This window comes from Marinobacter qingdaonensis (genome assembly GCF_034555935.1).
Taxonomy (GTDB): Bacteria; Pseudomonadota; Gammaproteobacteria; order Pseudomonadales; family Oleiphilaceae; genus Marinobacter; species Marinobacter qingdaonensis.
On record NZ_JAYDCJ010000003.1, the window covers coordinates 1,972,515 to 1,995,809 of the forward strand.

Sequence of the window (23,295 nt, forward strand, 5' to 3'; positions counted from 1 at the left end):
TGTAGTGGCTGATATTATGAATCCAGTGACTCCTGATAATTCAGATTCTTTTGACTTGTTGCTCACAACTTTCCCTAAGAATGGGACGAGAAACGTTGGTGACCACCTTATAACCGAGTCTGCTCTGAAACTCGTTCGGCATCGGGTTCCAAACTACAGGCCCGTGATTGTCTTCCGAGAGGAACCTTTGGAGCAGTTTGACAAGTCGAGTGTCAGGACGATTTTAGCGCCAGGCTTTACCGTAAGCGATGAAACTTATCCTAATAAATTTAAGCTCTATGAAAATCTTGAAGGAGTTCTTGAAAAAATATTTCCAGTAGGATGTTCTTTCCAACATTGGATACCATCATACAAAACCTATGAGGAATATTGTTACAGCAACGAAACATTATCATTGTTGAAAAGTCTCTCTAAAAACGATGGTGCTATTCCATGCCGTGACGAGCTAATCGTAAAAATGCTTGATAACTGGGGTATTTCTTCTAGTTATATAGGTGATCTAGCATTATACGATCCGGATGTTATTGGTAAGAAATTTACTCGCTCTAAAAAAATTGAATCAGTTGCTTTTTCGATCCAACACAAGCCGAAGTTTTTCAAACAATCGATGTCGATTTTGAGCTTGACCAAGAAAGCCTTTCCTGACGCACAGCTATATGTAGTACACCATAGCACCCCTAGTAAAAATTCGATCGAAGTCGCTGAATACGCAAAGAGTATTGGTTATATCGAAAAAGACCTGTCAGGTGAAATTGAAAAGCTCGACTTTTATGACGACGTAGATCTTCATGTCGGTTATCGCCTTCACGGGCATATCTCGTTCCTGAGGCGAAGAAAGCCGAGTGTATTGATTGTTGAAGATGCAAGATCATTTGGTATATCGAAAACTGGTCCTTTGTCTTTGGGGGCGTTTTCTGCTGTGGATGATGACGGAACTACTTGGAGCAGGGCTGTTGCAAGGCAGGTTTTCGATTTTCTGCGATCCCAATCATATGATGGTTTCAAAGACTACCGGGATGTCTTTAAATACATTGACGATTGTTATTGGGATTTGGTTAGACCATATTTTGATCGATTTTCAGCTAAGCTAGGCTGGTCGCAGTCCCGTTTAGGTTTGGTAAAGGAGAAGTTTTTTCGGAGGGTTTTTCTTTGAGGTCCTTGTCTAAAGTTCGCGCTGAACTAAAAATTAGGATTGCTGAAAGCAACTTGGCGTTTTCTAAAAAGGTTCGCGTTTAGTGATTTTTTTGGAATCAGGTCTTGACTCAAAAAATGAAAAAAGTTTTGGCTTTTTGTTAACCCCGTGAAGGGAATGGCATCGCCAAATTCTTCAATTATAGGAAAGGACTCCGATAAAGTAATCTCGGAAGATGTGGGATTCAAGTAAAATTAAGTAACTTGATGTCCTCAGTCAATGTAACGGCTGATTAAATCGATAATGTTATTGATCTATTTTTGTGTTTAGACTGAACCTAAAAAGTGCACAAAGCGCATGCGCAATGATTGCTTCGCTAATAGTTTTCAAGAAATTTTTTGAAAAAGCAGAGGCCTGTAGGTCAGCAACGCCTGCCCTCGGCAGATTTACGATAATTTCTATTTTTGGTTTAAAGAAAGAGTGAGTTGATTAGGGTGGAGGTCAACGTGAATCGTGGGAGCCCACTAAGGCAAGCGAAAATAGCTTTGAAAAAGGCTATTGTGAATGCTGTCATACGTTTTCTGCCCGGTTTGGTCAGAAATGTAGTTGCACGAAGCAAAGCTGCACAGGATGATGTTCGGATACTTACCCATGCGATCACGTTTTCTCGCGACCCGGTATTGTCCTTGAATTTTTACTCCGGTGATGGATGCTTCGCCAAATCGGTAATTTGGCGAAGTTTGGTAAAACTGGAGGAGACAGAACCACGTGTTTTCGGGCTGCTCATAGAAAATAGATCCTCCGTTCACTCTGATGAGCTTCGCCTGAAGCTTGAGTTGAAACATGTGCTCCGGAACGAGTCGATCCTCACTAAAGAGTCATTTGATGGATTGTTGCTCCCCTATCTCAAGTTGGTTCGACTGGCCGAGGAGCCTAAAGGGCTCGCCTCCATGTTCGCTACTGTCGTTATTGCGAGAGCACCTGTAGAACGCATTGAGGAGACTCTCGGTCAACTCGGTACGGACACATTGCAATTAACAGAGTTTCAAAAAGTTAAGTTCTTATCACGATTGGCGAATAATGGGTTCCACGATTCGTTTATCAGCTGGTCGAAGGAACTTAATTCCGGAATGACTCAGGCCGGTAAGTTAAAGGTGTCTTTAATGCGAGCGCATTTGTTTGGCCGCGATAGCGATAGCTTTCGCGTTCTTGAGGAGCAGTTCGCGAACCTTGGTTTCGATATCTCGCGCCAATACACCCAGGGCGTAAGGCCCTTGTACGACCGAATTCCAGTTGATAAGAATTACTTGGCCGCAAAATTCGATAGAGAGCGTTTAGACTCGTTGCGGGATTTCATTCTAGATTCTGTCGCTGCAGGAAACGCCTTGTCCTACATCCGAGTGGGTGATGGCGAATGTTATGGTATGGCAGACGATGCGTTGGTAGATGAAAAAGGTATTACTCGTCAGGAAATTCATTGGTGGGGGGAGCAACTAGAGGATCATCAGCGCTTGGAGCTTCAGGCCCAATTTAAAAGCTCGCTTGAGAGTGCCGATATATTGGGTGTACCTACGGTTCTGCGGTTGATTAAAGATTTTAATCTTGCAAAAACGGATAGCTATCCGCCGAACTCCCTGATTTCGCGCATATTGTGTGTAATGCAAGGTGTCGGGCCCTACCTAGAGAATCGAATGGTTGTTGAAGACCAAAGTAACCTTTATTTGTTTAACCGGGAATTTGTAAACGATTTATTTAATAACGCAAAGAAAGTGTGTGTAATTTCGGGTGTCAACTCGAAGCTGGTTTCTGAATTGGCACCCTCAAACAAGAATCTGACGACGATTGAAATCCCCACCCACAGGCTATTGCGAGACAAGGATGTCGGTAGCTCGATTGAGGGCATTTTACCTCATGTTTACAAGCGGTATTTAGATGAAATATCTGCCCTATCTGAACCAGGGGTGGTTTTTTTGATATCTGCCGGATTTATTGGAAAAATTTTTATAGCGGAAGCGGCAAAAAGAGGTGCGGTAGCTTTGGATGTTGGTCAGTCCCTGGTCAACTCTGTTAGCGCTGAGGGTTATGCAGTATGAATTTGATACGTTTGACCGCCCTTTTTTTTAAGGGGTTAGAGAGGAATTTCAAAATTATTAGATATGGAAATGTGCCGGATATCTATAAAACGGCGGTTTTCATGGAAAGGTATGCCTTTGCTAAGAATGGACTTCGTGCGTACCCACGGTCGATCAAAGAGTTAGGGAAACATTTGTTGCGTCCCAAGTTGAAAATTTATGACTTGCCCTCGGTCTCAGCGATTTATTGTGGAGGCTCTGCGAACAACGAACGAGAGTTTTCGTTTTTTTCAGAGCTCTTGGAGGATACGCCTTCCCTTGATGTTTACCAAAGGCCGAGCAATCTGTCTTTCGTTCCCTCAAAGGAAGTGAAGAAAACGCCTCAGGAAAGAGTGCTGTCTGTTTTGGTGTTTTTTTTCTGCTGCCTTTATCTGTTACGGGTTAAGCTAGGACCAATTTCCCTAAAGTATCTGATTTATTACTCCAAGGTTTTTCTGCAGTTGTACTGCTCGGCTCGACGCCAAGGGCTCAGGGCGCGTTTGGCTGTGGTGGCGAACGACCACACTGACTTCCCTGTTGTCACCTCGATGATCATGCAGTACTTCGAAGTTCCCGTGGTGTATGTGCAACACGCGGAAATATCAGAGTCTTTTCCCGCTCTTGATTTTGATGTCTCTATATTAAGAAACAAACAATCCCTGATTAAATATAGAGATATTGGTAAGGCAAGAGGTGACGTATTCATCGTACCACGTCGTGATAAAGATGATCGATTCGAGCAAGTATTTGAAGGCTCGAGTCAAACTAAAACGTCTGCAGTTATTTATCTGAGCTCCGTCTATAATTGTGACGCCCTGCGTGACACTATTGCTTTACTTGAGTCAAATCCGAGTGTTGAAATGGTTGCAGTCAAGCCGCATCCAAGGGATGACGTGGGAATGTTAAAAGCGATACCTGGTATTAAGATCGTTGACAGCATTCCCACGTACCAGCATGTCGCCGTTGTGCCTAACTCATCTGTTGTCGTTGAGTTGCTAGAGAAGGGTGTTCCTGTATTCCAGAATTTTGAACTTGATGAAGTTGGCCGGGATTACTATGGATTCGTGGAGAACGGTATCGTCTGCGAAATCTCTGCAAAAGATCTGAGCCTTGAGTTCTGGAAGACTGACTTCTACAACGGTCATTGGCTTGCCAGGTTCTCTCAATACAGCCCGTCAGTCGATGAGACGTGGAGGGAGGCTATGCCGCGCCTTGAGTCCAAGATAAAGAGTTACCTAACGCCAACAGCTGTATTTTGAGGTTTCATTTGTTTTCTTCTCTGCTTAAATTTATTTGGATCCGATTGCCGGCCCTGAAAGGGCTTTTCTATCGGGCAGAAAAAAAGACCTATCTCTTTCTACCGATCAACGGAGCTGGCCTGGGTCATTTGACTCGTTCTTTGGCTATTGCCAAACGTTTGAAGGCGCTTGAACCTGAGTCCGAGATCGTTTTTTTGACAACGAGCATCGGTGTTACGCTTGTCCACCGGGAAGGATTTGCATGCCATCACGTCACGCCGGCGGCCCTTCTAAAAACGGGCGCCATCGCATGGAATAAGTTGTTTTTCCAGTCGTTGAAAAATGTACTTGAGGTCCATAAGCCCGGAACTTTGGTTTTCGACGGCACGATTCCTTATCTCGGGCTTCAGAGAGCAATGCACTCCTTTCGTGGCATCGATTATTTTTGGATCAAACGAGGCCTCTACAAAAACGGGGTTGACGATAAAAGGATGAGCGCTCTTGTCAGCGGGTTCAAAGCTGTTATATCTCCGGGGGAGTTGGTACCTGAATCCTCTGTTGAATCTGCTAATAGTCGGCTTCACTTTGTCGAGCCAATTTCTCTCCTGGATCGGTCAGATCTCATGGAACCAAATGAGGCGCGGCGTATGCTGCGTTTAGCAACTGACCGTCCCTGCGCCTATGTGCAGCTTGGTGCGGGCAACATAAACGGAATTTCCGACCTTCAGGATCGCATTATCTCGTTATTGCGGGATCGGGGGGTGCAGGTCGTCTTGGGACAATCGCCAATAGCAATCTCACCAAAACCCGATTTAAAAGCGGACTCGGTGATCATTGATTATCCGAACAGTAAATATTTTGCTGCGTTTGATTTTGCGGTTCTTGCCGGAGGTTACAACTCCGTTTGCGAGGCCGTCATTCTTGGCTTGCCCGCCGTGTTCTTTCCCAACACGGAGACGGGAGCAGATGATCAGCTTAAGCGCGTGCAGAATGCCCGCTCGTTTGGCCGTTACGAGGTAATGGTGGAGTTCAACGAGTGCGAGTTTGTACGGGTTGTTGATAAACTCCTCGCGGCGGGTCCTTCGACTGAGCATTCGAGGCAAAGAAATGGCGCTGCCTCAGCCGCGAGTTTGCTTTCGCGCGCGATAAATTCAGAGCAATGATTGGCGCGCAATTATGAAAGTCGTCTTTACTGACATTGGCAAAGCCATACGCTGGTCGATCTCGCTGGGCAATAAGTTCATTCAGGTTGTTCCTTGGCTCACGCTGTTCGCGGTAGTTCTCAGCGTTTCCAGCCAGTTTTTCCTTTTGATTGGCTTGTTACTGCCGCTCAAAGTTGTTTTGTTGCTGGGTAGTGACGGCGTTCCTGGTTATTTTCCTTCGGTATTTCAGAAGTTTGGCCGTGAAGGTTTGGTGTTGTTTCTAAGTGCGGCATCGGTAATTTTTTACGCGTTGCACCTACTCGGCGCGAAGCTGGTTGAGAAAACCGCGACTCTTGCCAGTGATCGTTTGCTGGCCAGAAGCCGGAAACTGGTCATCTTCGATAATCAACAGGATATCGCGACGAAAGGTTATCAGCGCTATAGCCAGAGCTTGGCTACCGTAACCTTTGTGAGCCTTTGCCTTGCTGTGATGGCGGTTTTCTACGGGGAAGTCGCTGCGGTTATATTGGCGTACGTGGTTGTTTGCGTTTTGGCAGTGGCTTCCTTTAGTTCGTTGTCGGAGACCTTTGCACAACGTTTGCCTGTGAAGCTTGGCTCTATGGCGAAAACCCTGGGCGGCGTCGGCTTCCTGGTTATGTTCGCTTTCATCGTGCTTGATCATTTATACGGTTCGGCGCCAGGTATTATCATTTCGGTGATTTCGTTGCTGTTGGGGCGGCAGGCATTTGGCAGGATGGCTGGCCTCGTGAAGGATATCCAAGGCTTGTATGGCCAGAGAGCTCAGCTGGCGGCTTTGTTTTTTCATGGGCGAATTTTTCTAAAAAGGCCAAAAGGTGTCGATAAAGGTATATGGGGGTTGATAGCGCCGGAGGTTCGTGATGAATGGGTCGGCGGACTATTAGAAGACGCGACAGGCTTCAGCGAACCCAATTTTCATGCAGAATGGTTTGACCTCGGCTTGCCGGATGTCCTTTGCTACAAAATCGAAGTAACGGCGGCCGCTGGAGAAAAGCAGCTTCTGGTCAAGGTTTTCAATGCAAATCGATTCGCATGGGCCAGACATGAGGCCACCCTGCTGACAAGTCAGCCCAGGCTGCCCGCGGTATCCTGCGTGTTGTTAACCGAGGTTCACGGTTTACCTTGCCATGTTTTTGACATTACCGGACTCATACCGTGCGCCAAATCTGAGATTGTTGAAAGGCTGCCTAAATTTCGACGCCAGTTATGTTCTCAAGCGCCGCCAGATGAATTGACGTCCACTTATATGCGATCTCATCCGCAGGTGTGGCAGCGTGTGGACCCTCTTTCCGTGCGTCGCATGGGACTTTTGCTGGACGCAAGGGCGGACATCAAACTCATAGAACGGCTTCTATCCGTGTTGGCTGACCTCAAACACTGTCTGAAGACCTTGCCGTTGGCTTTCGGTGCCCCGGATATCAGGGCCGGAATGTTGTGGAAAAATCACGAACAGAATTGCTTTCTGTTGCACTGGGCCGTCTGGAATATCGAACCAATCGGAACAAATTGGCCGATTGGCGAAGATAATGAAAACAGGTTTTCTGAGTATCTGAGTGATTTAGGTCAACAGAGGGCAGGGATTGCCGATTTGAATCCACACAGTGTTCGACTGGCTGCTATTTTTTCACAGTTTGAGTTCAGGCTTAGTCGGGGTCGTTACTTGGGGGCCTATGCACTGGTTTCATCCTTGTTAGCCGAATACGAGCAAGTATCTGGCATTTGACACAATAGGTAGGTGGAGGGGTTGTGGCTCAAATTGCCATGTTTGTCTGGAACGATTTTCGTAACGATGCCCGCGTTAAAAACGAGGCGCTGTCCTTGGCGTCAGCTGGTCATTCGGTGACGGTGCATGCGCTGTTTACTTATGGCGCTACCCCCCGTTACGAAGAAGAGGCCCCAGGGGTAGCGGTTAAACGCCACGGCCGAAAACAGGGTACCATGCTGGCCAAGCCCCGAGTTCATACAGCAAAGCGAAGCGCGTTTGAGCTGGGCATGTTGATGGTCAGTCGCGTGTTGACCCACCTATCGGTAATGGTGTCAATTGCGAAAGAGCGCCCGGATGTCGTACACGCCCACGATGTAAACGTCCTCCCAACAGCTTGGCTCGCTGCACGGTTCTGTGGCGCCAAACTCGTCTACGATGCCCACGAGATCAGCTCCGGCCGCGAAGGTTACCGCAAGATCGGGCGACTGGTCGCCTGGATAGAGAAAAAGATCATGCCCCGCGCGGCCGGCACCATCACCACAACGGATGCCCGCGCTAAATTTTTCGCCCGTGCCTATGGCATCTCCCGCCCCCTGGTGTTGCAGAACCGTCCGCGGTTGGTTTCCGTAGCCGGTGATGACCGCATTCGGAGAACGCTGGGGTTGTCTGCAGATCGCCCCATTGTGATTTATCAGGGGGGGCAGCAACCGGGTAGGGGGCTTGAGCGGCTGGTCGCGTGTGCCTCCCGTGTACCCCAGGCCTACTTCGTATTCGTGGGTGGCGGCAGTTTGCATGAAGAATTGAAACAGTTGGCAGAGCAACTGTCGTTGACCGATCGGGTGTTTTTTATTCCAACCGTTCCCTTGGCGGAGCTTCCGTTTTTCACAGCCTCTGCCGATATTGGTGTTCAACCTATTGAGAACACCTGCCTGAACCACTTCACCACGGATTCAAACAAGTTGTTCGAGTACGTGGTTGCGCGGCTGCCCGTCATCGCTTCAGATCTTCCGGAGATTGCCAGGGTTGTGCGCGAGCATGATCTCGGCCTGCTTGTGAAACCCGGGGATTCGGATGCCTTGGTCGATGCGCTGAATCGTCTGGTGGATGACCCAGAGCTACGCACCTATTACTCCGGGCGAGCTGAGCGCGCTGCCAGTACCCTGAATTGGGAAGGGCAGGAACAGTCCCTGGTCGCGATGTATGAACGCATCCTGGGGCAAGCATCGGAATGAAGGGAGTTTCCAACAAAGCGCCTCGTCGCCTGCTGCTGGTGACGTACTATTATCCACCGGATTTATCCGCTGGCTCATTCAGGGCCAGGGCGTTGGCCGATGCTCTCCTGATTGCCGATCCAAGTTTGAAGCTTGACATCATCACCACAGAGCCAAACCGGTATCAGCGTCATCGTTCATCTGCTACACCGGAGGGTGCGCCATCTTATCGCGTTACACGTGTCCCTTTGCCACGTAAACGTCATGGACTGGCCGGGCAAATGCTCTCATTCCTGGCCTTTGCCAACGGTGTCAGAAAACAGGTGGCTGACCATCAGTACGACCTGGTCATTGCGACTTCCTCCCGGTTGATGACCGCCTGTCTGGGCTCGTGGGTCAGTGGCAGAGCCCGCTGCCCATTGTATCTGGATATCCGCGATATTTTTGTGGAGACTCTGGATGATGTTTTTCCCGGGCCTTTGCTTTGGCCCGTCCGGCGTTTTTTCTCCCTTATGGAGCGCTGGCCGCTACGGCGGGCGCGCCGGGTGAATCTGGTTTCGGAAGGCTTTTTACCTTACTTCCGGAAGCGATACACGCGCCGGCATTATGCGTTGTTTACCAATGGCATAGATGAGCAGTTTGTTGAGCTTGCGGGCCGATTACCACCGGCGCTGCCGTGTGAGCTCAATGGCAAGCCGCCGCATCTGGTGTATGCCGGCAATATCGGTGACGGCCAGGGCCTTGAGAAAATCCTGCCGGCTCTCGCCGCCACCCTTGGAGAGCGCGTGCGATTCACGGTCGTTGGGGATGGTGGTGCCCGGGCCAGGTTGCTGGCGGAATGCAAGAGGCTTGCTGTCGACATTACCGTGCGGGACCCCATGCCGCGCAACGAGCTGTTGGCGGTCTATGAGTCCGCAGATGTCTTGTTCCTCCACCTGAACGATTACCCTGCCTTTGAAAGGGTATTGCCGTCCAAGTTGTTCGAGTACGCTGCCACAGGCAAACCGATTTTGGCCGGCGTGGGCGGTTACGCAAGAACGTTCATCGATCGGGAGTTGCCGGGCGTTAGGGTATTTGCACCGTGTGATGTATCGGAGGGGGCCGCTGCGTTCGAGCGGCTATCCCTTGAGTTGACCGACCGCTCTGCCTTTGTGGCACGATTCAGCCGCCGGGGAATCATGGCCAGAATGGCAGAGGATATTCTGGGTTGTCTGCCGGAGCCAGAAAATGACTGAGCGAATTCTAATAACTGGTGCGAACGGCTTTGTCGGCAAAGCCCTATGTAAGTATTTCGTAGCCCATGGCTACCGTGTGCGTGGGGTTGTGCGTGGTAAGAAACGGCCGTTGGCTGATGTTGAGTATGCTCCCATCCATGATCTCGCATCCGTCAGCCGCGCGGAATGGACCGGGCTGCTGGACGATGTTCAGGTGGTCATTCATTGTGCCGCTCTCGTACACCAGATGCAGGGGGTGGCTGACCCCGATGAATACTACCGCGTCAACACTGCCGCGACCGCAACGCTTGCTGAGGCCGCCGCAGATGCAGGCGTTTCCCGCTTTATTTTTTTGAGCACGGCCAAAGTGCTCGGAGAGTTCACAAGGCCCGGTCGGCCATTTCGCGCCGACGACTCAGCAAACCCCCAAGATGACTATGCGCGTTCGAAGTGGCTGGCGGAGCAGGCCTTGACAGAATCAGGGATTCGAACGGATATGGATGTGGTCATTATCCGTCCCCCGCTTATTTACGGATCAGGTGTTGGTGGCAACTTCGAGTTACTGATGAAGCTGGTAGAAAAAGGTTTACCTTTGCCTTTTGGTTCGGTGGATAACAAGCGCAGCTTGCTTGCAATCAATAACCTGGTGGACGTGCTCGGACTGTGTTTGCGGAAAAGCGAATCGTTGTCTGGTACTTATCTGGTGAGCGACGGAAACGATGTATCCACTCGGGACCTTGTTACTGCGATGGCTATGTCGACAGGGAAATCGGTAAGGTTATTTCCATGCCCTGTCACGGTCTTAAGGGTTATTGGCGCGTGTTTGGGAAAGAAAACCGTCATTGACCGCCTGTGCGGAGATTTGTCTGTTGAGTGCGCGCCGATACAGCGTGCACTCGATTGGCATCCCCGCCATAGTTTACAGACGGTATTGGCATATAAAGAACCCTAAAAAGAGAGATTTAGCGGGCTTTAGTCAAGACGTCCGACGCAAGGGCCGACCGTTCGCCGATCAGAGCCGCGCCGTCGTAAGTCAGGTGACTGTAATCCCGGTAAAGAATCGTCCCATCGATTTGTGTTCTACAAACACCGCCGTGACATAGGAAATCAAAAATATCCAGAAGTTCTACGTCAGCAAGCTCCGCGGCATCGGCCATCATATCGAGTGCTGCGCCGCGGTAATTTCGATTAGCTGTCATGCTTATGGTGCAGTCAGATTGTGGCACTAACCGGAGCTTCTCCCGGGCCTTGCTTTCCAGGCAGTCGCCAATGTTGGAGCCGTCTGCGGGAGGTGGCGCAATGAACACAGCCTTTTTTCCCGATTCATGAAGCTCCGTCGCTAATGCAGCAAGAGCCTTTGTTACTCGATCAGTGGTGACATCGACCTGTTCGTAGTCGCCTGACTCAGTTTGGGTGAGCAACAAATTGGACTTGCTCAATGGGGTCTGCATTCGTCCGGCAATGACGACAATCTCAATGTGGTCGCTGTTTTTTGCGTAGTTCAGGACGTTCGAATTGAATTCCAGGCAAGCCTGAGCGTAGTCGCGGTTGTACGTGCTCTTGGATGATCGTGAGAAGCGCGCTAACCGATACAGGGGGTCACAGGCACCCATGGTGATTTGCTGCATACCATGGTCACCCAGCGGACCCATAAGCGCAGACGCCCAGGCCATGGCGTAGGAGTCGCCCCAAACAAGCACTTTGGGAGGTGCATTTGTTATGCAGGTATCGTGGATGGTGAATGGCGCATTTGGCTTAAGTGAGCACTCGAACGCAACGCCATAGTTTGTTCGGCGGATGTGTTCAAAGTCTTTATCTGGCGCTGACATTGCCGCGACAGCGACCGGCGAAATGGCAACCGCGGCAGCGCAACCCGATAAACCTCCGACAAATCTGCGTCGACTGCGAGGGGAGGACTTTCGGAAAGGTTCCTCGACAAATTGATAGAGTACGGCGCTGATTAGCACAGAGAGTCCCAAGGCCACCCAGATTGCAATTATGGGAGGCTCGCCCTGATATAACTCCCTTGTAAAGACCAGCGCGGGCCAGTGTACGAGATAGAGAGAATAGGAAATATCACCAATGCGGGCTACAGCCCTCACAGGAAGGCTGGTTTCCCAGGCGGCACCACTTTTCCCCAGAACAATGATTAGCCCAGCGCCGCACACGAGCAATGCGTCCAGCCCCGGATGGGAGAGCCCGGTTGGAAAGAACGGGACGATGACGAGCAACCCAGCCGCGGGTAGTCGTGCGAGTGAGATCCAGCGAATTCGGCTGGCTGGTATGGCGGCGATCGCTGCCATTGATCCCAGGCCCAGCTCCCACATGCGGGTAAGGGGTAGATAAAAGGCAGCATCGGGGTATCTGGGAGCCAGATAAAGGCTCAATACAAAGCTGGCAATGGAAATCGCAGCGACAACCCGAAACCAGGCGTGCCTCCGGACGAAGAACAGGATCAGTGGCATCACAAAGTAGTACTGTTCCTCCACCGCCAGCGACCAAAAATGCAGCAGTGGCTTGGTTTCGGCAGCGGCTTCAAAGTAGCCGGTTTGATCCCAAACGACGAAGTTGGCAATGAATAGTAACGATCCCCAAACCTGTTCTTGCAGGTCATCAAGGGCAAGCTCGGTCAATATGAAAGGTGAGACGACCACAACGGCGGCAATGACTGCAAATGCGGCGGGTAGTAGGCGTTTGGCCCGCCTGAAATAGAAGGTCAGAAAGTTGAACGTGCCGGCATCCAGGCCATCTCGGATGATGCCCGTAATCAGAAAGCCAGAAATGACAAAGAAAAGGTCAACGCCAAGAAAGCCCGCGTATTCCAGTCCGGGGAGGTTTGCGTGATAAAACAGCACTAGCAAAATGGCGACGCCTCGGAGTGCCTGGATGTCTGCGCGGAACTTGGACTTGGAGGCGCCCGTCGGGCTAAAGTTTGATGCCATGAGGAGTCTCTATTCTTCTTGCCTGGAAATCAGGTCGGGAAGATGTCACGGTTTGCGGCAGGTTTCAATTTTCTTTTGTGCGTTTCCTTAAGTTCATGCTGGATAAATAATGAAGTTTTCTTTGTTCAGTATTCGACATCACGGTGCCACCAATGGCGTTCCCTGCGCCTGCCACGAGTTAAACGCTGTCAGGAAAGATCAGTCCATCGGAGGGGGCATAGGCTGGGGCCTTTTCCAAGGCAAAGACGAAGGCGGAGGTGCCTCCGACGATGATCGTTCCAGCGACTTTACAATGGGTCATATCCGGGCCCTGGTCGTTTCCATGCTAGGGGGCTGCAACGATATGTTGTTAGTTGGCTACCAGACTGCCGGCACTCCGGAGCGGGATTTCCTGAATCACGGCCCTCGCGGTGGGTGGTTAGAACTCGATGGCGAGCGCTTCGTTGGGCCCGGATCCAACAGGTAGGTGGCTATTCGGCTAACGTCGAGCAAAGCGATCTGATGTGGTGTGTTGAAGACATTCCTGCTTCGCCCGGAGAGATCCGTATTGCCTACGGCGAACGGAGCGCCAAGGAAGTATTGAAAAGGTATTTTCAATCCCGTTTCAATGCAGACATAATTATCCCATCTTAAATAGAGCAAGCGTGCTCGAGCTTATTCCTGAAAAGGACGTTACATGAAGAAGATTGCAGTGATTGGTCTAGGTTATGTTGGTTTGCCACTGGCGGCAGCTTTTGGAGAAAAACGGGAAATCGTTGGTTTTGACATCAACACCAAGCGCATCTCCGAACTTAAAGAGGGGGTCGATTTTACTCGCGAGGTATCCGGCGAGGAACTGAGCGCTGCAAGCAAACTCTCTTTCACAGATAACGTAGACGGCATTTCGGATTGTCAGATTTACATTGTTACCGTCCCTACGCCTATCGATGAATACAAAACCCCGGACCTGACTCCGTTGGTCAAAGCCAGTGAAACCGTTGGCCGTGTCCTGAAGCAGGGCGACATCGTGATTTATGAGTCGACGGTTTTTCCCGGTGCTACGGAAGAAGTGTGCATTCCGGTGCTTGAGCGTGTGTCGGGGCTCAGCTTCAATAAGGACTTTTACGCCGGCTACAGCCCCGAACGTATTAACCCGGGGGATAAAGAGCACCGGGTGACGACCATCAAGAAGGTTACCTCTGGTTCAACCCCGGCAATCGCTGAGGAAGTGGATCGGCTCTATGCGGACATCATTACCGCCGGCACCCACAAAGCCAGCTCCATCAAGGTGGCCGAAGCGGCTAAGGTCATTGAGAATACCCAGCGCGATTTGAACATTGCCCTGATCAATGAGTTGTCGATGATTTTCTCGCGACTGAAGATCGATACTCACGAAGTGCTGGCTGCCGCCGGCACCAAGTGGAACTTCCTGCCGTTCAAGCCCGGCCTGGTTGGCGGCCATTGTATTGGTGTTGACCCGTATTATTTGACTCACAAGGCCCAGGCTATTGGCTATCATCCGGAGATCATTCTGGCCGGGCGCCGGGTGAACGATAATATGGGGCCCTATGCAGCCGCCGAATTGGTGAAGGCCATGATCAAATCAGGCCATACGGTTGCGAACTCCCGCGTATTAATCATGGGATTTGCGTTCAAGGAAAATTGTCCTGATTTGCGCAATACCCGTGTGATTGATGTGGTCGAGGAGCTGAAAGATTTCGGCTGCGAGGTCGATATCACGGACTGCTGGGCAGACTCTGAAGAAGCCCATCATGAATATGGTGTCACTCTGTTGGAGTCGCCGAAGCATGGCGATTATGACGCATTGCTTCTGGCAGTACCCCATCGCGAATATGCTGAAATGTCCGCCCAGGATTTGCGCGCCTTTCTGAAAGACGATGGTGTTCTTTTTGATTTGAAAGGCGTATTGCCACGGGGCGAGGCGGATTTACGCTTGTAATCTTGGGCTCGGATTTTTTTTTGATTAAAGTAAAGCCGGTCGACCAGATCGGCTTTTATTTATCTTTAGAGAAAATAATTTTGCCAAATTTCGTTAAATTTTTTATTATCTTTTACGACTTCCAGTCAACTCCTATTTATTTTTAAAACCATCATTCGAATAAGGTTTTAATTCCATGGCAAAGATTAACGACTATTACCAGAAAAAACAGCTTATGGAAAAGCTTGCTGCAGAGCTGGAAAAGCTTGAAGAAGATCAGGCTCTGAAAAGCGAACTGGAGTTTGAAAATAAAGTTCGTGGTTTGATGAAGGAATACAACAAATCACCGAAGGATGTCCTGCAGATTCTGGGCGCCATTGATCCGTCCATTGCCGGCGTAAAAACCGAGGCTGTTGCTGGCACCCGCGCCAAGCGCCCGCTGAAAACCTACAAGAACCCGCATTCTGGTGAAGTGGTGAAAACCCGTGGCGGTAACCACAAGACCCTGAACGAGTGGCGTGAGAAGTACGGTAAGGAAGCGGTGCAGAGCTGGCAGCAGAACTAAAGCCGGCACTTCGGAAAGAACAAAAAGCCCGGGGCATTCCCGGGCTTTTTTATGTCTGGTGTCCCGTCCTGAAATACGTTGTCACCTGGAGAATGAACAGATGGACAACGTTACTCCCTCCCGCAAGAAGCGCACACAGCGTGATTACAATCTGGGCTTTAAATTGGCCGTGGTTGATCAGGTCGAAAAAGGCGAATTAACCTACAAGCAGGCCCAGATGACGTATGGCATCCAGGGTCGCAGTACGGTTCTGGTCTGGCTCCGGAAACATGGTAAATTGGACTGGTCCCGGCCGAGGAACTCGCCCATGAACCCGTCAAAGGAAACGCCCGAGCAGAAAATCAAACGCCTGGAGCGCGAGCTGGAAGACGAGCGCCTGCGCAATCTACTGCTGAATGAGATGGTCGATATCATGGACCGTGAGCACGGAGCGGGCCTGCGAAAAAAGTATTTATCCAGGGAGCGCGCACTCTTCAAGTCCAGGGCAAAGTAAGCCTCAGCAGAAGCTGCGCACTCTTTGGGCTGTCCCGCCAGGGGATATACCAGCGCCTCCAGCGCCGTCGTGCACGTCAGGCTGAGCTGGCGCCGGTCAGGGGGCTCGTGCATCAAGTTCGAAAGCGCCTGCCAAGGCTTGGGACGCGTAAGCTCTATCACCTGCTGCACCAAGACTTCCGGGGACTGGGCATCAAACTCGGTCGAGACGGCCTGTTTGCTTATCTGCGGCAAGAACAGCTATTGATTCGCCCGAACAAGAGCTAAACCAAAACCACCAACAGCCGCCACTGGATGCGTAAACATCCGAACCAGTTTGCAAGCTGTGTGCTGCACCAGCCTGAACAGGCCTTTGTGAGCGACATCACCTATGTGGAAACCGACGAGGGCGTGCATTATCTGTCCTTGGTCACTGACGCCTTCTCTCGCAAAATTATGGGTCATCATCTCAGCCATGAGATGAAGGCCGAAGATACGGTTGTTGCCTTACAACAAGCGATTGCCAACCGAGTCAGCCATCAGCCCTTGATCCATCACTCCGACCGCGGAGTTCAATATTGCTCCTCCCTGTACCAAAGCGAGTTGCGCAAGCACCACATCCAGCCGTCCATGACGGACGGTTATGACTGCTATCAAAATGCCTTGGCAGAGCGGATCAACGGCATCCTCAAGCATGAGTTCTTGCTCATTAAATGCCGCACCTTCGAGGAGTTGAAGCGACTGGTCAGGGAATCGGTAGAAGCTTATAACACGCTGAGACCGCATCTCAGCTTGGGCATGAAAACACCTCAAGAGGTGCATGAAAAAGCCAGCGACCATGGGCCACTGGCTTCATCAAAAACTGTCAACGTATTTTAGGACGGGTCATGGTTGGAAATCACCACGCGGTTCCGGCCGCCTTCTTTGGCGGCGTAGAGCGCCTTGTCGGCCTGTTGCATCCATTGCATGTAGTTTTCCGGGCCATCACTGAGCTGGGCGATGCCCATGCTGATGGTGTACTCGATGGGAGCGACGGTGGTCTCGACCACGCTCTGGGCGATGGACTCCCGGATGCGCTCGCAAATAATGCGGGCGCCCTCGGCGTCGGTCTCCGGCAGGATGATGCCGAACTCTTCGCCGCCATAGCGGCCGGCGGTGTCGGACTGGCGCAGGTTGTTCTTGGTCACGGTGGCGGTGTGTTTGATGACCTCATCGCCGGCCAGGTGGCCGTGGGTGTCGTTCACCTTCTTGAAGTGGTCAATGTCGAACATCACCAGGGAGGTGGCCTGGCCGTAGCGGCGGTAACGCTCATACTCGGCATCGACCAGGTTTTCCCAGGTGCCGCGGTTGAGCAGGCCGGTCAGGCGGTCGGTCATGCTCAGCTTGGCCAGCTGCTCGTTCGCCCGCTCCAGGGCCCGCTTGCTGCTGGCGATATCGGTCACGTCGTACACCATCAGGCACACTTTCTCGACCTGGCCCGACGGCCCGGACAGGGGGCTGATGGTCAGGTTCTGGAACATGAACTCTTCGGTGCCGGTGATCGGGCGGGTATTGCGGAATTTGAACAGGTACGGGCGCTGCTCCCAGGAGGTAAACGCCCGGGTGTTCAGCAGTGCTACCGCATCCACCTTGCGGGCCAGCCAGGCCTGGGGGATGTCGGGGAAAACGTCGAAGATCACCTTGTCCCGGATGCGGCTGGCGGTGATGCCGCTGTGGTTTTCCATGAATCCGTTCCATGCCTGGACCCGGAAATCGAGGTCGAGCACGACCAGTCCGACTTCCACCGATTCCAGCATGTCGACTAGCCAATGGAAGGAGTCTACCTGTGGTTCTTTGAAGGCCATGGATCAGTCCACCAGATATTCGAGGCGTTGTTCGAGGAAGGGAACCGAGTCTTCGGTCAGCAGCACCAACACATCGCACTGGATGTCCCGGTCCTCCAGCACGTAGCTGATTTCGATGCACAGCAACCGTTCTTCCCGGGAGCTGTGGTGTTCCAGCAGCTCGGTGATTTGCCGGTGCTGGCCGAGCACGGTTGGGTGGCCCAGCCCGAGTTTCAGGTCGAGCTGATCCCCAATGCCCTTGAGGAACGCGCCGAACAGGATGCTGGACATGTCCATGAGCACCTCCACATTGACGGCTTCGCCCTCGAGCGCATCGTAGTGGAGCATCTCGGCCATCTCCCGGAAGCTGGCATCGGCAAACAGCAGCAGCGCCTCGCCGGCGACGCCCGCGCCGGTAAAACCCTGGCACACGGCTGAGTAGGTGTCGCTGTTCTGCGCCGCTGAGATCGCCATGTGCAGCTCGGAGTTGGCGATGAACTCGACCTTCGGGATGGGTTGTTTGACGAACACTCTTAGCAGGCGAGCCAGCAGGTCGGACGAGCGACCCATGGCGACATTGGCAATTTCCTGCAGGTAATCGCTCAGGGAGACGGAGATCTCGACCGAGGGCGGGGTGGGCGCGCCGGCTTTCAGGCTGCCGTCGTTGAGGGCAGTGTCTTCCAGCTCGCCCGGGCTGTAAAACCCGTACTCTCGCAGCAGGCCCAGCACCAGGCTGGACTCGGTCGGTTTCTTGATGAAGTCGATGGCGCCCAGTTTGCGGACCCGCTCCCGCGCCTCGGGCTGAATGTCCCCGGAGACCACGATGGTGAGAACAGGCAGGTCTTCCTTCAGGATGTGTTCCAGCACCTCGTAGCCGTCCATTTCCGGCATGTTGAGGTCCAGGAACAGCAGTTCGGCTTCGTGTCCCCGCAGTTTGTCCAGCGCTTCCTTGCCATTGGTGGCAAAGACAACGTCGGCTTCAAAGCTCTCTGGCAGCGCGCGGGCCATCTGTTTTCTGGCCAGGGCGGAATCGTCGCAGATTAAAACGCGGGTGGTCATGTTGGTCGCCGGGAATCGTTTTTTTGTGAGCGCGAGTATAGCAGGCCGCTACTTTGTGTACATATGCACGACAGCTGCATCGGGATGTGTGAATTGCATCAAGCTTGACCCGCCCTGAAAACCGTCGTTGCTGGTGATTGTGACGAAGCTCACTCTATTGGCCAATCGGCCTCGGCTATAGTGCTCTGGCGGCTGGTGAGAAGAACGAACAACGCGCCACCAGTCGCCTGTTTCCCGGACTATAACCAGAATCCTCGGGAGGCGGTAGAGCCGGGTGTCGGAACAGGTTCTCATCGATCAATCAGAGACGACAGCTATGACCAACAAGGCGTATGGATGCGCTGCTCTTGCCGTGTTTTGTCTGGGATTGGCGCCCGCTGCCCAGGCTGAACTGAAGCCCGTGTCTGACGAAGCACTGGGCGAGGTGACCGGGCAGGCGTTTATGCAAGTCCAGAATCTCTCCGATACGAGCCACGAGTTCACGCGCATGACCCTGGGCGTGGATGTCGAGACTCGGGTGAACGTGGACGACATCCGGATCGGCGAGATCAATGGCGGCACCGATTTTGCGGCCACACACCTGGCCCTTGGTCACATCGCCCGTCAGGATGGCACCCAGTACAACGGCAAGACCTACGCCAAAGACGAAGACGTGCCGTTCGAAGCCACCCAGCCCTATCTTGAGCTGGCGGAAGACGCCCAGGGCCTGGCCGGCTTCCGCATGGGCTTTACCCAGGCCCGCGGTTCCGTCTCCTCCCTGACCAGCAGTTTCAGCGGCGACATCGGCCTGAAACTCACCGACTCTACCGGCGCCGAATTCGACGCGGTCCTGTTTGATGCCGCGGGCCAGGCCACCAATCACCGGGCAACCCAGATTGGTATCCCGGACGACCCGGCCAATCCCACCAGCTGCCGCGAGTGTGTCTCGCTCGATAGGGTACAGTCGTTGTTGGTTGGCACCGAGAAGGCCGATGGCACCACCGGTTTTACCGACGAGTTCTTCATTGGCTTTCAGCGGGACGACGCGGGTGTGGCCTGGCAGAGCCCCAATGGCGCCAATGTCATCAACGCGGGCAAAGGCGTGTTCATCAATCTGCCGACCAGCATGACGGTGGAAATGAGCCAGTTGACCGGCACAACCGGATTGCCTCGCCTGCGCACCCACCAAGTGGATATGGGGGAACAGCTGTTTTAAGTGTTAAACTCCGGCCCTATCAATCCCCACAGGCAGGAGTTTTCCCTTGATTCGCTCGTTCTACTGGCACGACTACGAAACCTTCGGCGTCGACCCGGTCCATGACCGTCCCTCCCAGTTCGCCGGCGTAAGAACGGACGAGAACCTCAACATCATCGAGGACCCGCTGGTGATCTACTGCAAGCCGGCGGACGATTACCTGCCGTCACCGGAAGCCTGCCTGATTACCGGCATTACGCCCCAAAAGGCCCTGGAAGATGGCTTTCCGGAAGCGGAGTTCATTGCCCAGATCAACGAGGCCTTTAGTCAGCCTGGCACCTGTGTGGTTGGCTACAACAGCCTGCGTTTTGACGATGAAGTGACCCGCCACACCCTCTACCGCAATCTCCGGGACCCCTACGCCCGGGAATGGCAGAACGGCAATTCCCGCTGGGACATCATCGACATGGTCCGGCTGACCTACGCGTTGCGCCCGGAGGGCATCAACTGGCCCAAGAAAGAGGACGGCAGCCCCAGTTTCCGTCTGGAAGAGCTGACGGTGGCCAATGGCATTGCCCATGAGAGCGCCCACGACGCCATGTCGGATGTCCAGGCCACCATTGCCGTGGCCAAGCTGATCAAGGACAAGCAGCCCAAGCTGTTCGACTTTGTCCTGCAAAACAAGGACAAGCATTCGGCCCGGGCCATGCTGGACACCGGTACCATGAAGCCGGTGTTCCACATCTCCGCGAAGTACCCGGCCACGCGGGGTTGCTGTGCCATGGTGGCGCCGGTGGCGGAACACCCGACCAACAAGAACCTGGTGATCGTCTATGATCTGCGGGAAGATCCGGCGGATCTGATCAACGCCAGCCCGGAGCAGATCCGTGAGCGGGTATTTACTTCCCAAGCGGATCTGGGGGAGGGCGTCAGCCGCTTCCCGCTCAAGGGCGTGCAGTTGAACAAATGCCCGGTGTTGGCGCCGGCGACCATGTTATCCACCCTGTCGCCGGAACGGTTGGAAGAGTTGGAGCTGGACGGCGACGCGCTCCGGGCCAATCTTGCGAAGCTGAGGCAGGCGCCGGATCTGGCGAGGCGGATCGCCCAGGCGTTCGATCAACCCCACGAGGGGGATCTGACCGACCCGGACGAACAGCTTTACGCCGGTGGCTTTATCAGTAAGACCGATCGGGAGAAGCTGAATTGGCTGCTGCAGCAGCCGGTGGCCACGCTGGGTGAGCAGGAGATGCAGTTTGAGGATGGCCGGCTGCAGGAGATGCTGTTCCGCTATCGCGCCCGCAACTACCCGGATTCATTGATTGGCGAGGAAATGGAGCGCTGGGAGGAGTTCCGGTCCGCGCGGCTGATGCATCCCAAAAAAGGTTGGCGTTCGCTGGAGGCGTTTGCCGGCGAACTGCAGCGGCTGGCCGCCGATCCGGAACTCACGCCGGAACGACGGCACATCCTTGAGGACTTGCACCTGTATGGCGAGTCCTTGATCCCCTACATGTAGGCCAGCGCTGGCCAGGTTCAGCGGCGTCTGCTGAAGTAGACGCTCAGTCCCTGGCCGTACAGGCTTTGCACCTCACTGCCCAGCGCCTCGGCCTGGATTTGCTGCTGCACCGGCTGGGTCGCCAGGCTGTGGCCATCGGCATCCCGGGCCTTCACCAGTTTCCAGTCCACTTCGTTGCTCACCAGGGCCATCAGCTCGCGGAGTTGGGCGCTGTCCTGCGGACTGAACCAGCGATCACGGCAGCCGCCCAAGCTGAAAAAATTCTCGTCCTTCAACAGTTCTTGCCAGCTGGCTTGCGTGGGGTTCTCGAGCACCAGGCGGCGCAGCTGTCTCAGTGTCGCCCGGGTTGGTTCCAGGTCATGCTCGGCGATCAGTTCACGGATGTGGCGATCGCCCGGTGTCTGTTCGGTGATGGCGGTGTGCATGTGCACCACGGCACCGGCCGTCGTGGCGTCGGTCACCAGCGCCGCGAGGGAAACGTCGGTCATGGCCGGTGAGGGCAGGCGTCCGACCTCAATCCAGTGCACTTGGTGGCCGTCAGCCACGAACCGCCGGGCAATCGACCAGGGCCAGAACACGATGTTGGAAAGTTCCATCTCGTTGGCCATGCGGGTGCCCTTGGCGACGTTGGCCAAGGACTCGTCCACGGCAATGACTTCGACATCGCTCAGGTACTTGGCCAGCTCAAGGGCGCGCTGCCCGGACTGCGCGCCGCAGACCATGATCCGCAGGGTGTCTGGCAACTGCTCGGTGGGCAGTTTCAGCTCCGTGGCCATCAGGGTTTTCAGGCTGCTCTCTGCGCGGAATGCCAGTTGTGACCAGGCCGGCCAGGACTGCGCCACATCGAACTTCTCCAGGCACAATTCTGCGGCTTTCTCATCGAAATTCTGTTTGATCGCCTCCTCGTTGGCGCGATCGTAATAGCTGGCGGCCAGCACTGGCTGCAGCGCCAGCGGCCAGTCGGTCAGATTCCACTGACCGAGCTGAGTCGCGAATGACTGGTGGAAGAGTGCGCCGTACATGGCGCTGATCATCAGCGAGCCGATCATGCCGTCCTGCGGCTCGCCCATGGCGAGTTGGGCCTGAATGCTCTCGTTGATAGTGGCGACCAGACGTTCTTCATCGTCTTCGGCGGCGAGCGCGTAGCCGGTCCGCTCGGCGTATTGGCCGATGGCCAGGGTCAGTTGCTGCAGTGCATCCCGCAGTTCCACGGTTTGTGCCACTTCGGCGATGATGGCACGGCGCAGAAGCACCACCAGATTCTCGACCTCCGGGCTCGGCATCAGGGTTTTCTGCAGCGCCAGAATCAACAGTTCATCCTCGCTGGCCGCATCCAGAAAGATCTCCGCATGCGGGTTGGTCAAATCATACTGCTGGCTGATGATGGCGCCCACGAACCGCCCGAGTTCCTGATGGGGCAGGCCGTCCCGGCGCAGCAGGGCGATGGCGTCGAGCGCCAGGTCGCTGTCGGCCCGGTCTACCTGCAGGTGCTGGGCACACGCGAGCATGCCGCTGTAGACCGAGTCCCACTCGGCACCGGTGGCCAGCAGCTTGCGATAGTGCAAGTAGGCAACGTCAAACTCGCCCTGCAGGCGCTTGGCGTGGGCAACGCCGCAAAAAGCGGCGGCGGATTGCCGGTCGCAATCCAGGGCCTGCAGGAAATACTGTTCAGCCAGGGCAGGGCGTTCTGCCCGCAATGCCCAGTAGCCCAGGTTGGCGTACTGCTGGGCCTGATCCGGTTGGGCGTCCAGGCTGGCATTGAACAGCCGATGGGCCTCTTCAAGGCGACCGTCGTCCAGCTCCACACGACCCAGCAGACCCAGGGCGCCGGCGTTGTTCGGCTCCAGGTTCAGGGCCTCAGCCAGGTAGTTCCGGCATTCCTGGCGCGCCTGCAGCCGTTTGATGTGGCTGAGCTCACCGCTGTTGGACTCGCCGTACGCCAGGTTGGCCTGGAGCAGCGAGCGGGCAGCCTGGGCGTGCTGGCTGCCGGATTCCTGAATCTGATGCTGTGCGTGCATGGGACACCTCAACCTTCTTT

17 protein-coding genes and 1 pseudogene are annotated in these 23,295 nt (G+C 53.7%); 14 read left to right on the forward strand and 4 right to left on the reverse strand.

Annotation, left to right across the window (positions count from 1 at the left end):
* The first annotated feature begins 4 nt into the window (after positions 1 to 4).
* From U5822_RS12270 to U5822_RS12305, 8 genes are all read left to right on the forward strand, one after another.
* Entirely contained in the window at positions 5 to 1,153 is a 1,149-nt protein-coding gene (locus U5822_RS12270) for a polysaccharide pyruvyl transferase family protein (RefSeq protein WP_322855909.1), read from the forward strand.
* Positions 1,154 to 1,638: 485 nt separating this feature from the next.
* Positions 1,639 to 3,225 (forward strand): GT-D fold domain-containing protein, encoded by a 1,587-nt coding sequence (locus U5822_RS12275; RefSeq protein ID WP_322855910.1) that lies wholly within the window; start codon positions 1,639 to 1,641, stop codon positions 3,223 to 3,225.
* Positions 3,222 to 4,502 carry a hypothetical protein gene (locus U5822_RS12280; RefSeq protein WP_322855911.1) on the forward strand — a complete coding sequence of 427 codons (1,281 nt, stop codon included), beginning with the start codon at positions 3,222 to 3,224 and terminating at the stop codon, positions 4,500 to 4,502. Before U5822_RS12275 ends, U5822_RS12280 begins: the two co-directional genes overlap by 4 nt.
* 44 nt (positions 4,503 to 4,546) lie before the next feature.
* Positions 4,547 to 5,644 (forward strand): glycosyltransferase, encoded by a 1,098-nt coding sequence (locus tag U5822_RS12285; protein WP_322855912.1) that lies wholly within the window; start codon positions 4,547 to 4,549, stop codon positions 5,642 to 5,644.
* A 13-nt stretch (positions 5,645 to 5,657) separates the two neighbouring features.
* A complete protein-coding gene (locus tag U5822_RS12290; protein ID WP_322855913.1) occupies positions 5,658 to 7,385 on the forward strand; it encodes a hypothetical protein in 1,728 nt (575 codons plus the stop codon).
* Between the two features lie 23 nt (positions 7,386 to 7,408).
* Entirely contained in the window at positions 7,409 to 8,599 is a 1,191-nt protein-coding gene (locus U5822_RS12295) for a glycosyltransferase family 4 protein (RefSeq protein WP_322855914.1), read from the forward strand.
* A complete protein-coding gene (locus tag U5822_RS12300; protein WP_322855915.1) occupies positions 8,596 to 9,813 on the forward strand; it encodes a glycosyltransferase family 4 protein in 1,218 nt (405 codons plus the stop codon). The genes U5822_RS12295 and U5822_RS12300 overlap by 4 nt, the downstream gene beginning before the upstream one ends.
* Positions 9,806 to 10,744 (forward strand): NAD-dependent epimerase/dehydratase family protein, encoded by a 939-nt coding sequence (locus tag U5822_RS12305; protein ID WP_322855916.1) that lies wholly within the window; start codon positions 9,806 to 9,808, stop codon positions 10,742 to 10,744. Before U5822_RS12300 ends, U5822_RS12305 begins: the two co-directional genes overlap by 8 nt.
* Before the next feature lie 10 nt (positions 10,745 to 10,754).
* Here U5822_RS12305 and U5822_RS12310 read toward each other — a convergent pair whose 3' ends face one another.
* Positions 10,755 to 12,734 (reverse strand): acyltransferase family protein, encoded by a 1,980-nt coding sequence (locus U5822_RS12310; RefSeq protein WP_322855917.1) that lies wholly within the window; start codon positions 12,732 to 12,734, stop codon positions 10,755 to 10,757.
* Positions 12,735 to 13,148: 414 nt separating this feature from the next.
* On the opposite strand from U5822_RS12310, the gene U5822_RS18375 reads away from it, so the two are divergent.
* From U5822_RS18375 to U5822_RS12325, 4 genes and pseudogenes are all read left to right on the forward strand, one after another.
* Positions 13,149 to 13,367, forward strand: coding sequence for an MBL fold metallo-hydrolase RNA specificity domain-containing protein (locus U5822_RS18375; RefSeq protein ID WP_425259141.1), 219 nt, complete (start codon positions 13,149 to 13,151; stop codon positions 13,365 to 13,367).
* 43 nt (positions 13,368 to 13,410) lie between these two features.
* Complete coding sequence (tviB, locus tag U5822_RS12315; protein WP_322855918.1) at positions 13,411 to 14,673, forward strand: Vi polysaccharide biosynthesis UDP-N-acetylglucosamine C-6 dehydrogenase TviB; 1,263 nt, start codon at positions 13,411 to 13,413, stop codon at positions 14,671 to 14,673.
* A gap of 175 nt (positions 14,674 to 14,848) precedes the next feature.
* Positions 14,849 to 15,217: a histone-like nucleoid-structuring protein, MvaT/MvaU family gene (locus U5822_RS12320; RefSeq protein WP_322855919.1), complete on the forward strand. Its 369-nt coding sequence runs from the start codon at positions 14,849 to 14,851 to the stop codon at positions 15,215 to 15,217.
* 100 nt (positions 15,218 to 15,317) lie between these two features.
* Positions 15,318 to 16,567, forward strand: a pseudogene (locus U5822_RS12325) (IS3 family transposase).
* On the opposite strand, the gene U5822_RS12330 reads toward U5822_RS12325, so the two are convergent.
* Positions 16,564 to 17,532 carry a GGDEF domain-containing protein gene (locus tag U5822_RS12330; RefSeq protein ID WP_322855920.1) on the reverse strand — a complete coding sequence of 323 codons (969 nt, stop codon included), beginning with the start codon at positions 17,530 to 17,532 and terminating at the stop codon, positions 16,564 to 16,566. The pseudogene U5822_RS12325 and the gene U5822_RS12330 overlap by 4 nt on opposite strands.
* A 3-nt stretch (positions 17,533 to 17,535) precedes the next feature.
* Positions 17,536 to 18,570 (reverse strand): response regulator, encoded by a 1,035-nt coding sequence (locus tag U5822_RS12335; RefSeq protein WP_322855921.1) that lies wholly within the window; start codon positions 18,568 to 18,570, stop codon positions 17,536 to 17,538.
* Positions 18,571 to 18,970: 400 nt separating this feature from the next.
* Here U5822_RS12335 and U5822_RS12340 point away from each other — a divergent pair, with 400 nt between their 5' ends.
* Both U5822_RS12340 and sbcB read left to right on the forward strand, forming a co-directional pair.
* The gene (locus tag U5822_RS12340) at positions 18,971 to 19,765 is read left to right on the forward strand and encodes a hypothetical protein (protein WP_322855922.1); all 795 of its coding nucleotides are present in this window, start codon (positions 18,971 to 18,973) and stop codon (positions 19,763 to 19,765) included.
* 46 nt (positions 19,766 to 19,811) lie between these two features.
* Positions 19,812 to 21,257: an exodeoxyribonuclease I gene (sbcB, locus tag U5822_RS12345; RefSeq protein WP_322855923.1), complete on the forward strand. Its 1,446-nt coding sequence runs from the start codon at positions 19,812 to 19,814 to the stop codon at positions 21,255 to 21,257.
* Between the two features lie 17 nt (positions 21,258 to 21,274).
* Here the strand turns inward: sbcB and U5822_RS12350 are convergent, their stop codons facing one another.
* Positions 21,275 to 23,275 carry a tetratricopeptide repeat protein gene (locus U5822_RS12350; RefSeq protein ID WP_322855924.1) on the reverse strand — a complete coding sequence of 667 codons (2,001 nt, stop codon included), beginning with the start codon at positions 23,273 to 23,275 and terminating at the stop codon, positions 21,275 to 21,277.
* Positions 23,276 to 23,295 lie beyond the last annotated feature (20 nt).

What these genes read in the sequence shown, in the direction of transcription:
- U5822_RS12280 (WP_322855911.1), top strand. Translation starts at nt 3,222, where the DNA reads ATGAATTTGATACGTTTGACCGCCCTTTTTTTTAAGGGGTTAGAGAGG.
- U5822_RS12300 (WP_322855915.1), top strand. Translation starts at nt 8,596, where the DNA reads ATGAAGGGAGTTTCCAACAAAGCGCCTCGTCGCCTGCTGCTGGTGACG.
- U5822_RS12350 (WP_322855924.1), bottom strand. Translation starts at nt 23,275, where the DNA reads ATGCACGCACAGCATCAGATTCAGGAATCCGGCAGCCAGCACGCCCAG.
- U5822_RS12305 (WP_322855916.1), top strand. Translation starts at nt 9,806, where the DNA reads ATGACTGAGCGAATTCTAATAACTGGTGCGAACGGCTTTGTCGGCAAA.
- U5822_RS12330 (WP_322855920.1), bottom strand. Translation starts at nt 17,532, where the DNA reads ATGGCCTTCAAAGAACCACAGGTAGACTCCTTCCATTGGCTAGTCGAC.
- U5822_RS12335 (WP_322855921.1), bottom strand. Translation starts at nt 18,570, where the DNA reads ATGACCACCCGCGTTTTAATCTGCGACGATTCCGCCCTGGCCAGAAAA.
- U5822_RS12320 (WP_322855919.1), top strand. Translation starts at nt 14,849, where the DNA reads ATGGCAAAGATTAACGACTATTACCAGAAAAAACAGCTTATGGAAAAG.
- U5822_RS12310 (WP_322855917.1), bottom strand. Translation starts at nt 12,734, where the DNA reads ATGGCATCAAACTTTAGCCCGACGGGCGCCTCCAAGTCCAAGTTCCGC.
- tviB (WP_322855918.1), top strand. Translation starts at nt 13,411, where the DNA reads ATGAAGAAGATTGCAGTGATTGGTCTAGGTTATGTTGGTTTGCCACTG.
- U5822_RS12290 (WP_322855913.1), top strand. Translation starts at nt 5,658, where the DNA reads ATGAAAGTCGTCTTTACTGACATTGGCAAAGCCATACGCTGGTCGATC.